The organism is Streptomyces sp. NPDC006872 (genome assembly GCF_040635845.1).
GTDB lineage: Bacteria > Actinomycetota > Actinomycetes > Streptomycetales > Streptomycetaceae > Streptomyces.
Genome location: NZ_JBEYIL010000001.1, coordinates 380,211 through 396,919 on the forward strand (window position 1 = coordinate 380,211; position 16,709 = coordinate 396,919).

At 73.2% G+C, this 16,709-nt stretch carries 12 protein-coding genes; 7 read left to right on the forward strand and 5 right to left on the reverse strand.

Annotation, left to right across the window (positions count from 1 at the left end; genetic code table 11):
- Positions 1-63: 63 nt before the first annotated feature.
- Entirely contained in the window at positions 64-1,044 is a 981-nt protein-coding gene (locus tag ABZ725_RS01810; protein WP_358800853.1) for an alpha/beta fold hydrolase, read from the reverse strand.
- Positions 1,045-1,503: 459 nt separating this feature from the next.
- Between ABZ725_RS01810 and ABZ725_RS01815 the strand changes: the two genes are divergently transcribed.
- Positions 1,504-1,920, forward strand: coding sequence for a cobalamin B12-binding domain-containing protein (locus tag ABZ725_RS01815; protein ID WP_351908583.1), 417 nt, complete (start codon positions 1,504-1,506; stop codon positions 1,918-1,920).
- A gap of 31 nt (positions 1,921-1,951) precedes the next feature.
- Here the strand turns inward: ABZ725_RS01815 and ABZ725_RS01820 are convergent, their stop codons facing one another.
- Complete coding sequence (locus ABZ725_RS01820; protein ID WP_358800854.1) at positions 1,952-3,562, reverse strand: DUF5691 domain-containing protein; 1,611 nt, start codon at positions 3,560-3,562, stop codon at positions 1,952-1,954.
- A 139-nt stretch (positions 3,563-3,701) separates the two neighbouring features.
- Positions 3,702-5,066: an SWIM zinc finger family protein gene (locus ABZ725_RS01825; RefSeq protein WP_358800855.1), complete on the reverse strand. Its 1,365-nt coding sequence runs from the start codon at positions 5,064-5,066 to the stop codon at positions 3,702-3,704.
- Positions 5,067-5,233: 167 nt separating this feature from the next.
- Between ABZ725_RS01825 and ABZ725_RS01830 the strand changes: the two genes are divergently transcribed.
- The 5 genes from ABZ725_RS01830 (at position 5,234) to sucD (ending at position 12,358) form a co-directional block, all read left to right on the forward strand.
- Positions 5,234-6,364, forward strand: coding sequence for an AAA family ATPase (locus ABZ725_RS01830; RefSeq protein ID WP_358800856.1), 1,131 nt, complete (start codon positions 5,234-5,236; stop codon positions 6,362-6,364).
- A 151-nt stretch (positions 6,365-6,515) separates the two neighbouring features.
- On the forward strand, positions 6,516-8,807 hold the full coding sequence (locus ABZ725_RS01835) for a DUF5682 family protein (RefSeq protein WP_358800857.1): 2,292 nt from the start codon (positions 6,516-6,518) through the stop codon (positions 8,805-8,807).
- Between the two features lie 71 nt (positions 8,808-8,878).
- Entirely contained in the window at positions 8,879-10,033 is a 1,155-nt protein-coding gene (locus ABZ725_RS01840) for a VWA domain-containing protein (protein WP_358800858.1), read from the forward strand.
- Between the two features lie 237 nt (positions 10,034-10,270).
- On the forward strand, positions 10,271-11,449 hold the full coding sequence (gene sucC, locus ABZ725_RS01845; RefSeq protein WP_358800859.1) for an ADP-forming succinate--CoA ligase subunit beta: 1,179 nt from the start codon (positions 10,271-10,273) through the stop codon (positions 11,447-11,449).
- Between the two features lie 21 nt (positions 11,450-11,470).
- Positions 11,471-12,358 carry a succinate--CoA ligase subunit alpha gene (gene sucD, locus ABZ725_RS01850; RefSeq protein ID WP_351908596.1) on the forward strand — a complete coding sequence of 296 codons (888 nt, stop codon included), beginning with the start codon at positions 11,471-11,473 and terminating at the stop codon, positions 12,356-12,358.
- 199 nt (positions 12,359-12,557) lie between these two features.
- Here sucD and ABZ725_RS01855 read toward each other — a convergent pair whose 3' ends face one another.
- Complete coding sequence (locus ABZ725_RS01855; RefSeq protein ID WP_358800860.1) at positions 12,558-13,826, reverse strand: helix-turn-helix domain-containing protein; 1,269 nt, start codon at positions 13,824-13,826, stop codon at positions 12,558-12,560.
- Positions 13,827-13,922: 96 nt separating this feature from the next.
- Between ABZ725_RS01855 and ABZ725_RS01860 the strand changes: the two genes are divergently transcribed.
- Positions 13,923-15,656, forward strand: a complete 1,734-nt coding sequence (locus ABZ725_RS01860) for a DUF6350 family protein (RefSeq protein ID WP_358800861.1) — start codon at positions 13,923-13,925, stop codon at positions 15,654-15,656.
- A 10-nt stretch (positions 15,657-15,666) separates the two neighbouring features.
- Here the strand turns inward: ABZ725_RS01860 and ABZ725_RS01865 are convergent, their stop codons facing one another.
- A complete protein-coding gene (locus ABZ725_RS01865) occupies positions 15,667-16,416 on the reverse strand; it encodes a hypothetical protein (protein ID WP_358800862.1) in 750 nt (249 codons plus the stop codon).
- Between the last annotated feature and the right edge of the window lie 293 nt (positions 16,417-16,709).

Here is a 16,709-nt window from a genome sequence, read left to right on the forward strand (position 1 = left end):
TTTGGCCGTATGTTCGAATAGCGTTCGAGGCGGGAGGGGCGCCGGGCGAGTCTCGGGGCGTCGTCAGGCCACGGTGAGGCCGTCGGACCGGGGGCCGGTGCGGGCGCCGGTGGACGTTCCTGCGGATGCTGTGGCCGACCCCGTGTGCGCGCTGTCGAGGGCCTGCCGGATGCCGGTCGCCACGGCCGGGTGCACGGGCAGGGCGAGGTGGCCGATCCCGGTCACCCGGACGTTCTGCGCCAGCAGGTCGGGATGGTCGACGCAGGCGGTCTCCAGCGGGTCCATCAGGTGGTCGAGGTCGCTCCAGAAGCTGACGAAGTGCGTACGGCAGCCCGGCGCGGGCCGGGAGAGCTCCTCGATGACCTGCGAGCCGGGGCGCATCTGGCGCACGATCGGGTGCGCGTTCGCCAGCGGCGCCACCCGGGTGCCGGAGTGCGGGGTGCCCAGCGTGACCAGCGTCCGGACGCGTATGTCACCGCCCAGTCGCTGCACGTAGTAGCGGGCGATGAGGCCGCCCAGGCTGTGCCCGACCACGTCGACCTGCGGACTGCCGGTGCGCTCGCATATCTCCTCTATGTGCCGGCCGAGCAGCTCGGCCGCGGTCCGGATGTCGCAGGTCAGGGGGGAGTAGTTGAGCGACTCCACCCGATGCCTGCCGTGCTGGGCCAGGCTGCGCCGCAGCAGGACGAACACCGAACGGTTGTCGATGAAGCCGTGCAGCAGCACGACCGGGGGCGGGGCATGCGTGGGCAGCTGTGCGGGCCCCTCGCCGGTCGGTCCGGGAAGTGCGGGGCGGGCCGCGCCACGGCGCTCCTGGGCGATGCCGGAGGGGTAGAGGAGCAGGTGGCCCGCGAGGATCGCGAGGTCCAGGGCGGTCGCCTTGAGGAGGGTCAGGGAGAAACCGGCCAGCCTGCTGGGAAGGCCGGGCACGTTCGGAAGGCTGGTGATGCTCATGATGTTCGGGAGGCCCGACAGGCTCGGCATGTCCGCCAGCAGACGCCGGTACAGCGGGAGAAAGGGCTGCAGTGCCCAGGTGACCTTCATGGGCCGACCTCCTGTCGGCACGCTGAGGACTTCTCTGTCCCCCGTGTGCCCTCGTGGAAGTCGCTCTCGAGGAGGTCGAGCGGGCACGACAGGGTGTGGAGCGGGTGCGGCCTGTGGTGCGGGGTGTGTACGGCTTGTGTGACACCCGTTGCACCGATGACGCGACGAGGAACCCTGTCCGGTTGTGGCGACGAGGCTCCCCGCTGTCGTGCCTTACCTGCCCTACGTGACCATCGTGCCTGCCGATGCGCCGTACCGCCACGCAGCGCGGCCTGCTGCGGGGCGGTACGGCGACCTCGTCGCGGCTCCCGGTGCGGCTGTTCCCCCGTGGCGCGGGCGATCAGCGCGCGATGAACGTGTCCCTCCGTGTGATTTCCCCCTCGGCCGGCACGGTGAAACTGCCGGTTGCGGGATGCTGGAGATAACGTTCGTTCACTCGGTCGCGTCATGGAGGCAGTGATGGGTGTGGCAGCCGGTCCGATCCGCGTGGTGGTCGCCAAGCCGGGGCTCGACGGCCACGATCGCGGGGCCAAGGTGATCGCGCGGGCACTGCGCGACGCCGGTATGGAGGTCATCTACACCGGTCTCCACCAGACGCCCGAGCAGATCGTGGACACCGCGATCCAGGAGGACGCCGACGCGATCGGACTGTCCATCCTGTCCGGGGCCCACAACACGCTCTTCGCCGCGGTGATCGAGCTGCTGAAGGAGCGGGAGGCGGAGGACATCCTGGTCTTCGGCGGCGGGATCATTCCCGAGGCGGACATCGCGCCCCTGAAGGAGAAGGGGGTCGCCGAGATCTTCACTCCGGGGGCGACCACCGCGTCGATCGTGGAATGGATCCGGGCCCACGTCCAGCAGCCTGCGGGGGCTTGAGCGAGCCCGGTTCGGCCCTGAAGGCGCTTTGTCATGCGCCCAGCTCCTGCGTCATCACCGCCCGCAGCCGCAAGGTTCTCCCCAGTCGTTGGAACGCCTCCGCCCAGTAACCGCCCGCTCCCGGTGACGCGTCCTCCGGTTCGTCCGGTACGGCCAGGAGGGCGTCCAGGCGGGCTGCCTCCGACGGGTCCAGGCAGCGTTCGGCCAGGCCCATCACTCCGCTGAAGCTCCAGGGATAGCTGCCCGCGTCCCGCGCGATGTTGAGCGCGTCGACCACGGAGCGGCCCAGCGGTTCCGCCCACGGTACGGCGCAGACGCCGAGCAGTTGGAACGCCTCCGACAGGCCGTGCGCCGCGATGAAACCGGCGACCCAGTCCGCCCGCTCGGGCACCGGAAGCGTGCCCAGCAGCTTCGCCCGTTCGGCGAGGGACACCGCGCCCGGCCCGCCCGCGCCGGGCGCCGACGGCGCGCCGAGCAGCGCCCGCGACCAGCCGGGGTCCCGCTGCCGTACCGCCGCTCGGCACCACGCCCCGTGCAGCTCGCCCAGCCAGTCGTCGGCCACCGGCAACGCCACGATCTGCTGCGGCGTACGGCCGCCCAGTCGCGCCGGCCAGGTGGCGAGCGGGGCCGCCTCCATCAGCTGGCCGAACCACCAGGACCGTTCGCCGCGGCCGGTCGGCGCCTTGGGCGACACGCCGTCACGCTCCATGGCCGCGTCGCACTCGTGCGGTGCCTCCACCACGAGCGTCGGCGTGTCCCCGGTGTGGTCGACGGCCACGCACGTGCCGGCCCGGACGGCCATGCGCGCGGCGAGCGCGGAGCCCGGCAGGGCCGACAGCAGCTCCGCGGCCGTCGCCCGCACATTGCGGCTGCGGTCGGCCAGCGCCTGCTCCAGGAACGGCTCGTCCCGTGCGCCGAGGCCGGTGCGCAGCGAGTCGAGGAACATCAGCCGGTCCTCGGCCCGCTCCGTCGACCAGGTGGCCATGAGCAGCTCACGGGCCGCGTCGGGGTCGCGGGAGCGGATCGACGCCAGCAGGGCGACCCGCTCGGCGAACAGGCCCTCCTGCCACAGCGTCTCGACCCTCCGGGCCTCCGCCGGGCCCGGCAGGGGGGCGCCGCCGCCCGGCGCGCCGCGCAGCGCGAACCGCCAGTCCGGGTTCAGCCGGGCCAGCCACAGCGCCCGCGAACCCGCGAACCGCAGTGCCGCCGGGCGCAGGTCCGTACGCGCGCGTGCCGCGTCGAGCAGCGCGGGGAGGGCCTCGGGGGGAGCGGCGAACCCGCGGGCGTTCACCGCCGTCAGCCACTGGGGCAGCAGCTCCATGAGATCCGGTGCCGTGCTTCTGCGGCCGCCCGAGCCGGTGCCGGGGCGGTCGGCCAGGAGCAGGGCGAGCCTGCGGGCCGCCGCGGCCGGCAGCGCCGGGCGGGGGTCCTCGGGGGCCGGCTCCGGGCGGGGAGCCGCCCGGCCCGGGCGCAGGCCGGCCCGTCGGCGGACGGTCTCGGCGGCCGCGGCGTCCAGCAGCGCCGCCGGCGCGTCCCGGCCGGGGGCCGCTCCCGGGGGCGTACGGCGGTCGGTGCCGAGGAGGGCCGCGGTGACCAGGTCCTCCCAGGCGGGTGGTGGGGAGAGGTGCGAGGCGGCGGTCATGAGGCTCCCTTCTGGTGCGGGTGCGGGTGCGGGTGCGGGTGCGGGTGCTGGTGAGGGGTGCGGGCGGGGGTGTTGTTGCTGTCGCTGGCGTCGTTGCTGGTGTCGTCGCTGGTGTCGTTGTTCCTGGGGCCAGCCGTGTTCAGCGCAGGCGTACCGCCTCTCCCGGGCCCGTCGGCCAGGCCGTCAGGGGGGTGAAGCCACGGTGGCCGCACTCGCCGAAGACCCTGACGGGGGCGCCGCCCGACAGGGCCACCAGGCGCCACAGGCCGGGGTGGGCGACCGCCGCGGGGGTGAGCGGCAGGGCCGTGTCGCCGTCGGCGTCCGCCAGTTGCCAGGAGTCGCCGTCCGGGGTCGGTACGACGCCGTCCAAGGTCACCGGGACGGCGTCCTGCCAGGGGTCGTGGCGCAAGGTCTCGCCGTAGCGCGCGGTCGCCTCGGTCGTCGTCGAGCCCGGGGGCCGGGTCCCGGTGAGGGTGGGCGGCGCGAACTGCTCGCCGAGCGACGCCCGTTGCTGTCCGGTGCCGGGATGCGCGGACAGCTCGGCGTCCAGGGCGAGGCCGACGGGCAGCGAGAGCTCCGGGGCGCGGCCCGCGGCGCCGTAGGAGAGGAGGAGCGCGGTACGGCCCGAGGTCGTGCCGTAGAGCCAGATACGACGCGTCGTCAGTTTCGGGTCCGGCGTGTCGTACTGGGCGAGAACCAGCCACTGATCCCGGACCGGCGGGCCGGCCGGGGACGAGGGCAGGCCCACGCGGGTACGGACCGTCGCCGCCAGGGCCTCCGGCAGCCGCTCGCGGTGCAGCCAGCCCTGATCGAGGAGGTGGAGCAGCGCGCACTCCTCCAGCAGCCGCACCGGCCAGCCCGCGCCGGACGCCGGGATCGCCCCCAACTCCCGCACCCGCGAGGCGAGTCCGGGTGCCTGCGCGTCGACCATGCGCGCCGCCGTCTCCTCCCACAGGCCGTACCCCGCCTGCTCGGCCGTGGCCAGGCCGGAGCGCAGGAGGTCGGCGAGCCGCTCCTCGAGTTCCGTCGCCCCTGCGGTGATCCGCTCGGCGCGGCGCTCCGCCCTGCGGCGCGCCCCCTCCGGATCCGCGGGGCCGGACGCGGAACCCGCCGGGGCCGCCGCCCGTTCCTCCTGGGTACCTCTGCGCCCCGCGATCCACTGTTCGGCCCAGTCCGGCGCCCGCCCCGCCGGCACCGATCCCTCCTCGTCCGACCAGAGCAGCAACAGCCCGAGCGCGTGCTTGCACGGGAACTTGCGGCTCGGACAACTGCAGTCGTACGCCGGGCCGGAGACGGCGGACGACGGGTCGGCGACATCGACGACCGTCCGGTACGGCGTGCTGCCGCTGCCCTTGCACAGGCCCCACACCGCCCCCTCCCGCGAGCTGCCCGTCCCGGACCACGGCCCGGCCGCGCCGAGTTTGCTCCCCGCTTTGCGTGACGCGGAGTCAGGCGCCAGTGCCAGCACCTGATCCGCGGTCCAGCGCACCCCCTGCTGAGTCATGCCATCGAAGGTAGACCCCACCACTGACAATCGCTCCGACGCGCATCCGGCGAGCATCCGGCGAGCCTGGCTGCCAGGACGTTTTCGCAGGTCGGATCGCGTTGTCAGTGGCGTGGTGCACGGTGGACACCAGATCCGAACCGGCCGAGCTGGAGGGGGCCTCAGCCATGTCTGTGTCCGTAGATCCGACGTCCGTGGAATCGACCGGCGGCCAGTCGCCCGATGCATTGCGTCCGCACGCCGAGGACGCTTTCGCGGGTGAACTCGCCGCGCTGGCAGCACAGGACGACCGTCCGCGCCCGGCCCGCTGGAAACTGTCGCCGTGGGCCGTCGCCACCTACCTCCTCGGCGGCGCCCTGCCGGACGGCACGGTGATCTCGCCGAAGTACGTGGGCCCGCGCCGGATCGTCGAGGTCGCCATCTCCACCCTCGCCACCGACCGCGCCCTGCTGCTGCTCGGCGTGCCCGGCACCGCCAAGACCTGGGTCTCCGAACACCTTGCCGCAGCCGTCAGCGGCGACTCGACGCTGCTCGTGCAGGGCACCGCGGGCACCCCGGAGGAGGCGATCCGCTACGGCTGGAACTACGCGCAGCTGCTCGCGCACGGGCCGAGCAGGGACGCGCTGGTGCCCAGTCCGGTCATGCGCGCCATGGCCGACGGAATGACCGTCCGCGTCGAGGAATTGACTCGCGTTCCGGCCGACGTACAGGACACACTCATCACGATCCTGTCGGAGAAGACGCTCCCGGTACCGGAGTTGGGGCAGGAAGTACAGGCGGTCCGTGGCTTCAACCTGATTGCCACGGCCAACGACCGCGACCGCGGGGTCAACGAGCTGTCCAGTGCCCTGCGCCGCCGTTTCAACACGGTGGTGCTGCCGCTGCCGGACAGTGTCGAGGCCGAGGTCGACATCGTCGCACGGCGCGTGGGCCAGATCGGGCGCTCCCTCGATCTGCCGACCGCACCCGACGGTATCGACGAGATCCGCCGCGTGGTGACCGTCTTCCGCGAACTGCGCGACGGGGTCACCTCCGACGGCCGGACCAAAGTGAAATCACCGAGTGGCACCTTGTCGACGGCCGAAGCCATCTCCGTCGTCACGGGCGGGCTTGCCCTGTCCGCGCACTTCGGCGACGGAGTGCTGCGACCGGGGGATGTCGCCGCGGGTGTCCTCGGCGCCGTCGTCCGCGACCCGGCCGCCGACCGGGTCGTGTGGCAGGAGTACTTGGAGGCGGTCGTGCGCGAACGCGCCGGCTGGACGGACTTCTATCGCGCCTGCAGGGAGGTGAGCGAGTGAACGTCAGCAAGGAAAGCAACGGGATCAACCAGAACCAGATGACCTGGGCGTATGCCCACGGAGTACGGAGGGTGGCTATGAACGGGGTGGCTGTGAACAAGGTGGCTGTGGACGACGACACGAAGTGGCCCCGCAGGCGCGGGTGGACGGGATGACGAGCGCCGACGGAGGCGGCGGCCGGGCCGCGGACGCGGGCCGGCCGCTGCTCCTCGGGGTGCGTCATCACGGGCCGGGTTCGGCCCGGGCGGTGCGGGCGGCCCTGGCGGCCGCCCGCCCGCGGACCGTCCTGATCGAGGGGCCGCCCGAGGCCGACGCGCTGATCCCGCTCGCCGCCGACGCCGGAATGCGACCGCCGGTCGCCCTGCTCGCCCACGCCGTAGACGAACCCGGCCGGTCCGCCTTCTGGCCCATGGCCGCGTTCTCCCCGGAGTGGGTCGCCCTGCGCTGGGCCCTGGAACACGGAGTCCCGGCCCGCTTCATCGACCTCCCGGCCACCCACACGCTGGCAGGGGAGAGAGCGGAGGCGGAGCAGGCGGACGGGGGTGACGGGCTGCGAGGGGATCCCCTTGCGGCGCTTGCCGAGGTCGCCGGGTACGACGATGTCGAGCGATGGTGGGAGGACGTCGTCGAGCATCGGACCTCGGGGGATCCGTTCGCGCCGTTCGCCGCGCTCGAAGAGGCCATGGGCGCGCTGCGCGAGACGTACGACGGCGACCGGCGCGACCTTGTGCGGGAGGCGTACATGCGCGGCCAAGTACGGCTCGCGCAACGGGAGTTCGGGCCGGACGGAGTGGCCGTGGTGTGCGGGGCGTGGCATGTGCCCGCGTTGCGCCGGAAGGCCGCCGTCGCCGCGGACCGGGCGCTGCTCAAGGGGCTGCCCAAGGTCAAGGCCGATCTGACCTGGGTGCCGTGGACCCATCGCAGGCTCGCACGGGCCGGGGGGTACGGCGCCGGCATCGACTCGCCGGGCTGGTACGCCCATCTGTTCGATGCGCCGGACCGGCCGGTCGAGCGGTGGCTGACGAAGGTGGCCGTGCTGCTTCGCGAGGAGGACCGGATCGTCTCCCCGGCGCATGTCATCGAGGCGGTGCGGCTCGCCGAGACGCTCGCCGCGGTGCGCGGCCGGCCGCTGCCCGGTCTGGGCGAGACGACCGACGCCGTGCGCGCGGTGCTGTGCGAGGGCTCGGACGTTCCGCTGGCGCTGGTGCGGGACCGGCTGGTGGTCGGGGATGTGCTGGGCGAGGTCCCGGCCGGCGCGCCCGCGGTGCCGTTGCGGCGCGACCTCGACCGGTCGCAGCGTCGGCTGCGGCTGAAACCGGAGGCGGAGGACCGCGAGCTGGCGCTCGACCTGCGCAAGGAGACCGACGCCGAGCGCAGCAGACTGCTGCACCGGCTGCGGCTGCTGCACGTCGCCTGGGGCGAGCCGGCCGCCTCGCACGGCGACACGGGGACGTTCCGGGAGAGATGGCGGCTGCGGTGGGAGCCGGAGCTGTCCGTGCGGGTCGCCGAGGCCGGGGTGTGGGGGACCACCGTGCTCGCCGCGGCCACCGCGAAGGCGGAGACGGACGCCGTCGCCGCACGCGCCCTCGCCGAGGTGACCGCGCTCGCCGAGCGCTGCCTGCTGGCCGGGCTGCCGGACGCGCTGCCGACGGTGATGCGGGTCCTCGCCGACCGGGCGGCCCTCGACACGGACGTCGGCCACCTCGCCCAGGCCCTCCCCGCCCTGGTCCGCTCGCTGCGCTACGGAGACGTGCGCGGCACCGACACCGGCGCGCTGGCGGAGGTGGCCGCGGGCCTCGCCGAGCGGATCTTCGTCGGCCTCCCGGCGGCCTGCGCCTCGCTGGACGCGGACGCGGCGGACGAGATGCGGCGCCATGTGGACGCGGTGCACGGGGCGGTGGCGATGCTCGGGGACGGTCCGCGCATCCGATGGCGTGCCGTGCTGCGCGTGCTGTCCGGGCGGGACACCGTGCCGGGCGTCGTCCGGGGCCGTGCCGTGCGCCTCCTCCTGGACGAAGGGGAGCTGGACCCGGCGGAGGCGGCACGGCTGATGGGGCTCGCCCTGTCGCCGGGGACACCGCCGGGCGACGCGGCCGCCTGGATCGAGGGCTTCGTCGGCGGCGGTTCCGGGGGCGGACTGCTCCTCGTGCACGACGAACGACTGCTCGGGCTGGTCGACGGCTGGCTCACCTCGGTGCCGGCGGAGGCGTTCACCGACGTACTGCCACTGCTGCGGCGGACCTTCTCGGCGTACGAGCCGGGGGCGCGCAGAACGCTCGGCGAGCTGATCCGCCGGGGGAAGAGGACGAGCGCGGTGGAGACCGGGACGCCGGGGTTCGCGGCCGGGCTCGACGAGGGGCGCGCGGACGCCGTCCTGCCGGTGGTGCGGCTGCTGCTGGGACTGGACGGGGACAGGCACAGGGAGACGGTGGTCGGCGGATGACGGGGACCGAGATCGAGACAGACACAGCTACAGAGGCAGACACAGGTACAGAGGCAGGCACAGGTACGGAGATGGGGCGGGAGCGGCTGCGGCGCTGGCGGCTCGTGCTCGGCGGCGGCGACGGCGATGCGGCGGACGGGACCGGCCACGGGCTCTCCGGGCGGGACGCCGCGATGGACCGGGCGCTCACCGCGCTCTACGGGTCGCGAGACGGGGCACGGACGGGGCGGGAGCGTTCGGCGGGGCTCGGGGCGTCGGCGCCGTCCGTGGCGCGCTGGCTCGGGGACATCCGGACGTACTTCCCCTCCTCCGTGGTGCAGGTCATGCAGCGCGACGCCATCGACCGGCTCGGGCTGTCCGCGCTGCTGCTGGAGCCCGAGATGCTGGAAGCGGTGGAGGCCGACGTGCACCTCGTCGGCACGCTGCTCTCCCTCAACAAGGCGATGCCGGAGACGACGAAGGAGACGGCGCGGGCGGTCGTGCGCAAGGTCGTCGACGACCTGGAGAAGCGGCTCGCCACCCGTATCCGGGCCGCGCTGACCGGGGCGCTGGACCGCGCCGCGCGCGTCAGCCGGCCGCGCCACCGTGACATCGACTGGAACCGCACGATCGCCGCCAACCTCAAGCACTACCAGCCCGAGTACGGGACGGTCGTGCCGGAACGGCTCGTCGGGTACGGGCGGGCTTCGCAGTCGGTGAAGAAGGAGGTGATCCTCTGCATCGACCAGTCCGGGTCGATGGCGGCCTCGGTCGTGTACGCGTCGGTGTTCGGGGCGGTGCTGGCGTCGATGCGGTCGATCAGCACGCGGCTCGTCGTCTTCGACACCGCGGTCGTCGACCTCACCGACCTGCTCGACGATCCGGTGGACGTGTTGTTCGGCACCCAGCTCGGCGGCGGCACGGACATCAACCGGGCGCTCGCCTACTGCCAGTCACAGATCACCCGGCCGGCGGAGACGGTGGTGGTCCTCGTGAGCGACCTGTACGAGGGAGGCATCCGCCACGAGATGCTCAAGCGGGTCGCGGCCATGAAGGCGTCGGGAGTGCAGTTCGTCGCGCTGCTCGCGCTGTCGGACGAGGGAGCGCCGGCCTACGACCGGGAGCACGCGGCCGCGCTCGCCGAGCTGGGCGCGCCGGCGTTCGCCTGCACACCCGAACTGTTCCCGGAGGTCATGGCGGCGGCGATCGAGAAACGGGGGCTCACCGGGGTGATCCCGGCCCCGTGAGGACCCTCACCTCCGGCACCCGGTGCCAGTGATCGCGGCATCATGTGACAGGTATCACCGCTCAGGTGTGACCCTCGATTTAGGGGCCCCCTTAAAGCAGCGATAACCTGCGAGACGGACATGCCGCGCGCTCGGACACCGTGTGCGCCACCCCTGTGACAGCGGACGTCACGTTGCCCTTCGCGGCACGCCCACGCATCCAACGAACCGCGAGATCACTGATAGGGACGGAAGCGCGTGGACCTGTTCGAGTACCAGGCGAGGGACCTCTTCGCCAAGCACGATGTACCGGTGCTGGCCGGTGAAGTCATCGACACGCCTGAGGCGGCCCGCGCAGCCACCGAGCGTCTTGGTGGCAAGTCCGTCGTCAAGGCCCAGGTGAAGGTCGGCGGCCGTGGCAAGGCCGGTGGCGTGAAGCTCGCCGCCACCCCGGACGAAGCCGTCGCCCGTGCGACGGACATCCTCGGCATGGACATCAAGGGCCACACGGTCCACAAGGTGATGATCGCCGAGACGGCCCCGGAGATCCTGGAGGAGTACTACGTCTCCTTCCTCCTCGACCGTGCCAACCGCACCTTCCTCTCCATCGCGTCCGTCGAGGGCGGCATGGAGATCGAGGAGGTGGCGGCCAACCGTCCGGAGGCCGTCGCCAAGACGCCGATCGACGCCAACGTGGGCGTGACCCCCGAGGTCGCCCGCCAGATCGTCGAGGCCGCGAACTTCCCGGCCGAGGTCGCCGACAAGGTCGAGAACGTCCTGGTCACCCTGTGGAAGACCTTCATCGAAGAGGACGCGCTCCTCGTCGAGGTCAACCCGCTGGCCAAGGTCGCCTCCGGCGAGGTCATCGCCCTCGACGGCAAGGTCTCGCTGGACGAGAACGCCGAGTTCCGCCAGCCGGACCACGAGGCGCTCGTCGACCACGCGTCGGCGAACCCCCTCGAGGCCGCCGCCAAGGAGAAGAACCTCAACTACGTCAAGCTCGACGGCGAGGTCGGCATCATCGGCAACGGCGCGGGTCTCGTCATGAGCACCCTGGACGTCGTCGCGTACGCCGGTGAGAACCACGGCGGCGTGAAGCCGGCCAACTTCCTCGACATCGGCGGCGGCGCGTCCGCCCAGGTGATGGCGAACGGCCTGGAGATCATCCTCGGCGACCCGGACGTCAAGTCCGTGTTCGTCAACGTCTTCGGCGGCATCACCGCCTGTGACGAGGTCGCCAACGGCATCGTCCAGGCCCTGGAGCTTCTCAAGTCCAAGGGCGAGGAAGTCACCAAGCCGCTGGTCGTCCGACTGGACGGCAACAACGCCGAGCTGGGTCGCAAGATCCTCTCCGACGCCAACCACCCGCTGGTCCAGCGCGTGGACACCATGGACGGCGCGGCCGACAAGGCCGCCGAGCTCGCGGCTGCGAAGTAAGGAAGAGGGACTCAGACAGCCATGGCTATCTTCCTCAACAAGGACAGCAAGGTCATCGTCCAGGGCATGACCGGCTCCACGGGCATGAAGCACACCAAGCTCATGCTCGCCGACGGCACCAACATCGTCGGTGGCGTGAACCCGCGCAAGGCGGGCACGTCCGTCGACGTCGACGGCACCGAGATCCCGGTCTTCGGCACGGTCGCCGAGGCGATCGAGAAGACGGGCGCGAACGTGTCCGTCCTCTTCGTGCCGCCGGCCTTCGCCAAGGCCGCCGTGGTCGAGGCGATCGACGCCGAGATCCCGCTCGCGGTCGTCATCACCGAGGGCATCGCCGTCCACGACTCGGCCGCGTTCTACGCGTACGCCGTGTCGCAGGGCAACAAGACCCGGATCATCGGCCCGAACTGCCCCGGTCTCATCACCCCGGGTCAGTCGAACGCCGGCATCATCCCGGGCGACATCACCAAGCCGGGCCGCATCGGCCTGGTCTCGAAGTCCGGCACGCTCACGTACCAGATGATGTACGAGCTGCGTGACATCGGCTTCTCGTCGGCCGTCGGCATCGGTGGCGACCCGATCATCGGCACCACGCACATCGACGCGCTCGCCGCGTTCGAGGCCGACCCCGACACCGACCTCATCGTGATGATCGGTGAGATCGGCGGCGACGCCGAGGAGCGGGCCGCGGCCTTCATCAAGGACAACGTGAAGAAGCCGGTCGTCGGCTACGTCGCGGGCTTCACCGCGCCCGAGGGCAAGACCATGGGCCACGCCGGCGCCATCGTCTCCGGCTCCTCCGGCACGGCCGCCGCGAAGAAGGAGGCCCTCGAGGCCGCCGGCGTCAAGGTCGGCAAGACGCCGACCGAGACGGCGAAGCTGGCCCGCGAGATCCTCGCGGCCGGCTGACCTTTCCGGCCGGGTTTCCCAGCCGGATCATTCAGCCGGTTTCTCAGCCGAACACCGTTGGGCCCGACCCCGCAGCGAGCGGGGGCGGGCCCAACGGTATTTTCGCCGGTCAGCCGGTCAGCCGGTCAGCCGGTCAGCCGGTCAGCCGGTCAGCCGGTCAGCCGGTCAGCCGGTCAGCCGGCCGGTCGGCCGGTCGGCGTCAGCGGCCTTCCGGGAGCAGTCGTTCGGGGCCGGGCTGGGCCTCGGCCCGCAGCTTCGCGCGCAGGTTCAGCTCCGCGTCGGAGAGCGCGCCCGGGGCCGTTCGGGGCGGGACTCCCTGCACGGTCTCGCCGGGCGGCACCGGGGGCTCGTACCGGGTGGGGGCCGTGCGCGCGGTCAGCGCCGTCGCGCCGATGATCGCGATCGTGAACGCGATCGCCGCCCTGGTCCAGAAGCGGGCCCGCCGTTCGCTGCCCAACCGCACGGTGGGCGACTTGGCCGCACGCAGCCGCTCGGCGGACGCGACCTCCGCCAGCCGCCGGTGGAGCTCGACGGGGTCCGCCAGGTCGGGGAGCCGCGCGGCGATCACCTCGCGCGCGTGCAGCAGCCGGTTCGCCGCCGCCGGTGTGCTCGCCTCCGTCTCGGCCGCGGTCTCCGGCAGGTCGAGGCCGACACCGTCATAGAGGAGGAGGGTGCGGCGCTGCGGCGCGGGGAGGGTCAGGAACACGTCGAGCAGCGCGCGGTCGGAGGCGTCGGCCGGGGGCGGTTCCGGGTGGCGGTAGCGGGGGCGGAACCGGTGCCAGGGGGAGAGCGCGAACTCGTACGCGGCCGCTCGCACCCAGCCCGCCGGGTCACGGTCGACGGCCACCTCGGGCCAGCGCTGCCAGGCCAGTTGGAAGGCCCACTCGACCGATTCGCGCGCCAGTTCGCGGCGACCGGAGAGCAGATAGGTCTGCCGGACCAGCGCGGGGGCGCAGAAGGCGTAGAGGGCGTCGAAGGCCTGAGCGGGGGTCAGGGAAGTGCCGGGAGGAGGAGGCGCGGCGGCGCCGGCCCCGGGCGCGAGAGGCGCGAGAGGCGCCAGGGATGTGAGGGCTGCGAGAGGTTCGAGGGCTGCGAGAGGTGCGACGGGTTGCAGTTCGAGGGTGGAGGCGAGGGCCTGGTCGAGGAGAGGCGCCGACGCCGTGCCCGGCGGTCTCGGCCTCCGGCCCTTCCTGCCCTTCGCGTCCAGGCCTGCCGTCACCTGGGGTCGAGGCGCTGTCTCCTGGGTGTTCGTCACCATGTCCGCCTTGTTCAGCGATGCCAGCAGTTTCGCGTACGCCTCCTGCTTGGGGCCGCGCGGTGTCGTGCGGCCGGACTCCCACGCGCGCACCGTCTCCCGGGCGACGCCCACCTGCTCGGCGACCTGAGCCTGCGTCAACGAGGCGGCCTCGCGCAGGCGTCGGCGTTCCTTGGGGGACGGAAGCGGGGGGACAGGGCGCTGCTGCGTCACAGGATGTCCCTTCGCGCGAAAAAGTACATAAGCGTATATTGAGCGACACAGCGGAAGTTCGCCTGTTACGACGGGAAAGCGCGTGTCGTTGGGACCATGACCGTCGTGATCCAGATGACCGCTCGCCGACTGTCGCTGTCGCCCCTGCTCACCCGGATGCGCGACCGATCGCCCGGGCTCGCCGCCGGCCTCCTGGGCGGGGTGCTCGCGGCCGGGCTGGGGCTCGGTGCGTTCGCCGTGCTCGTGATGGTGCTGTGGATCAGCTCCCCGTATCCGGACAGCGGTCCCGGCGGCGCGCTGCACGTCGCCGCCGCGCTGTGGCTGCTGGCCCATGGCGCGGAACTGGTCCGCGTCGACACGCTGTCCGGGGTCCCGGCCCCGGTCGGCGTCACACCGCTGCTGCTGCTCGTGCTGCCCGTGTGGCTGGTGCGGCGCGCCGCGCGGGACGCGGTGGACGGGGGCGTCGTCGTCGAGGCGGACGGCCCCGGCGAGTACGGGACGCTCGTGAGCGCCCGTACGGCGTGGGCGGGCGTCGTGCTCGGCTACCTCGCCGTCGGCTCGGGCGTCGCCTGCTACGCCGCCGGCGGTGCGCTGCGGCCCTCATGGGTGTGGACGGCGGTGTCGGTGCCCGCGGTCGCCGTGCTGGCGGCCGGGGCGGGGGTCTGGTCGGCCCACGGTCGTCCGCGCGGGCCGGTGGACAGCGCGCTGCAGGTGCTGCCGCGCAGGATGCGGCGACTGCTTCTGGAGGAGGACGGGCGCGCGCGGCTCGGGGTCGCCGGGCGGGCGGCGGGGGCCGGGGCTGCGGTGCTCGTCGGGGGCGGGGCGTTGCTGGTGGCGGCCTCGTCGGTGTGGCACGCGGATGCGGCTCGGCAGGCGTTTCTGCAGCTCACGGAGGGGTGGTCGGGGCGGTTCGCGGTGCTGTTGCTGTGCGTGGCGCTGGTGCCCAACGCGGCGGTGTGGGGCGCGGCGTACGCGCTCGGTCCGGGGTACGTCCTCGGGGCCGGGCATGTCGTGGCGCCGCTGTCCGCCGACCCCGCGCCGCTGCTGCCGCCGTTTCCGCTGCTGGCGGCGGTGCCGGAGGCGGGGGGCGGAACGCCGTTGAACTGGGCGGCGGGGGTGGTGCCGCTGGTCGCCGGGGTGACGGTGGGCGTGTTCGTGGCCCGGGCGATGGACGCGGCGGACGCGGCGGGGCGTAGCTCGCGGAGGAGGACCGTGGAGGCCGTCGCGGTGGCGGGGGCGGTGTGCGGGGCGCTGATGGGAGCGCTCGCGGGGTTGGCCGGCGGCCCGCTGGGAGTGGCCGCGTTGGCTCGGTTCGGGCCGGTGTGGTGGCAGGTCGGGGGCGCGGTGCTGCTGTGGACCGTGGGGGTGGGGGTGCCGGTGGCTGTGGGGGTGCGTGGATGGCGGGGGCGTGGGGAGCGAGAGCGGGAGCGGGGCGAACGCGGGGTCGGTGGGGCTCGGAAGGGGTGGAGGGGCTGGTGGAGGAGAGGGGCGAAGGAGGAGCGGGGAGTGCCGGCGGTGGCGATGGCGGCGGAGTCCGCGTCCGGGTCGGAGTCGGAGCTGTACGACTTCGCTCCCCTTGAGCCCTTCGCTGCCGAGCCCGCGCCCGTACCCGCGCCCGCCCCTGCCCCCGTACCCGCGCCCGAACCCGCCCCTGCCGCTGTGCCTGCGCCCGCCCCCGCGCCCGAAAGTCGCGCAGTGCCCGAAGTACCCGCAGCGCCCGTCGCCGTCGAGCCCGACCCCATGGACCCGGTGTGGCACGGGGATGTCGGTCGGGAGGCTCGGTGGGCTGTCCTGCGGGAGGCGGGGGAGGACGGGCCGGAGGGGCGGTGACCTGAGGGAATCAGGCGTTCGCGCCCAGGATTCCCTTCAGTTCCTTCGGCAGCAGGTCGCTGCACGACTGCTTCGCCTCGTTCGTCAGGGCGTCGTTCGTGCAGGTGTAGTAGTCGCTGTAGACCAGCTGCGCGGTGAAGCTCGCGGCGACCAGGGCCAGGGCCAGGGACGCGGTGACCAGGCCGCTGACGGCGGCGGTCCGCTGGGGGCGGCCGGTGGTCTCGGGGGTGGGCGGGGTGTCCGGGTCGGGGGTGCGGGGCTTGGCGCGCAGGGCGCTGATGCCCCAGTTCAGGGCCAGTGCGCCGAGCAGCAGGGCCACATACGGCCAGCCGAAGAGGGCGAAGAAGAAGGCCCACATACCGCAGAGCAGGGCGTAGCGCGCGCGGCGCTGGGCGGGGTCCGTGGGGTCCCAGCGTTTGCCGGGGTCGGTGTTGCCGGGGCCGCCGCCCTCGGGGCCGCCGCCGGGTCGCTCGCCGAAGCCGCCGGGGGAGCGGCCGGGCTGCTGGTTGCTCCAGTGGCTGCCCCACGGGGAACGCCCGCCCTCGGGGGCGCCGCCCGCCGGGCGCCGGGGCTGCCACGGGCGGTCCGGGGCGCCCTCCGGCGGCGGGGCGAAGGGGTTGTCGTCCTCGGGGGGTGTGCTGTCGCCCGACGGGGCGTCGGGGGGAGAGGCTGGGCGCTCCCGCAGCAGCACGGCGCCGCGCTCCCCTCCCTGCGGTGACTGCGGGGGGAGCGTGAGGAGTCGCAGACTGCGGTCCGGCATCAAATGAGCGTCTTCCCCTAGGAGGTACGACTGTCTGGAGTGAGCTGTCACTTCGGAAACGCACCGCACTACCACCGCGTTCCCGATCCGGCTCGTCGCAGACGCTACCTTCCGGCCACGCCCCCGTCCCGTGGGGGCTGCCTCGTGTGCCGGTATCGTTGCTGACGGTCGGCTGCTTCGTAGGCTTCCCCGTATCCGGGGGCGCGATGCATTCGTATGAACGTACAAGTGGCGAACGTGCGAGTGGCAACGTGCTCACGGTGTGAGTGAGGCGGGGCGGGCCGGCATTGCAC

What these genes read in the sequence shown, in the direction of transcription:
- sucD (WP_351908596.1), top strand. Translation starts at nt 11,471, where the DNA reads ATGGCTATCTTCCTCAACAAGGACAGCAAGGTCATCGTCCAGGGCATG.
- ABZ725_RS01865 (WP_358800862.1), bottom strand. Translation starts at nt 16,416, where the DNA reads ATGCCGGACCGCAGTCTGCGACTCCTCACGCTCCCCCCGCAGTCACCG.
- ABZ725_RS01835 (WP_358800857.1), top strand. Translation starts at nt 6,516, where the DNA reads ATGACGAGCGCCGACGGAGGCGGCGGCCGGGCCGCGGACGCGGGCCGG.
- ABZ725_RS01820 (WP_358800854.1), bottom strand. Translation starts at nt 3,562, where the DNA reads ATGACCGCCGCCTCGCACCTCTCCCCACCACCCGCCTGGGAGGACCTG.
- ABZ725_RS01810 (WP_358800853.1), bottom strand. Translation starts at nt 1,044, where the DNA reads ATGAAGGTCACCTGGGCACTGCAGCCCTTTCTCCCGCTGTACCGGCGT.
- ABZ725_RS01830 (WP_358800856.1), top strand. Translation starts at nt 5,234, where the DNA reads ATGTCTGTGTCCGTAGATCCGACGTCCGTGGAATCGACCGGCGGCCAG.
- ABZ725_RS01815 (WP_351908583.1), top strand. Translation starts at nt 1,504, where the DNA reads ATGGGTGTGGCAGCCGGTCCGATCCGCGTGGTGGTCGCCAAGCCGGGG.
- ABZ725_RS01860 (WP_358800861.1), top strand. Translation starts at nt 13,923, where the DNA reads ATGACCGTCGTGATCCAGATGACCGCTCGCCGACTGTCGCTGTCGCCC.
- ABZ725_RS01825 (WP_358800855.1), bottom strand. Translation starts at nt 5,066, where the DNA reads ATGACTCAGCAGGGGGTGCGCTGGACCGCGGATCAGGTGCTGGCACTG.
- ABZ725_RS01840 (WP_358800858.1), top strand. Translation starts at nt 8,879, where the DNA reads ATGGGGCGGGAGCGGCTGCGGCGCTGGCGGCTCGTGCTCGGCGGCGGC.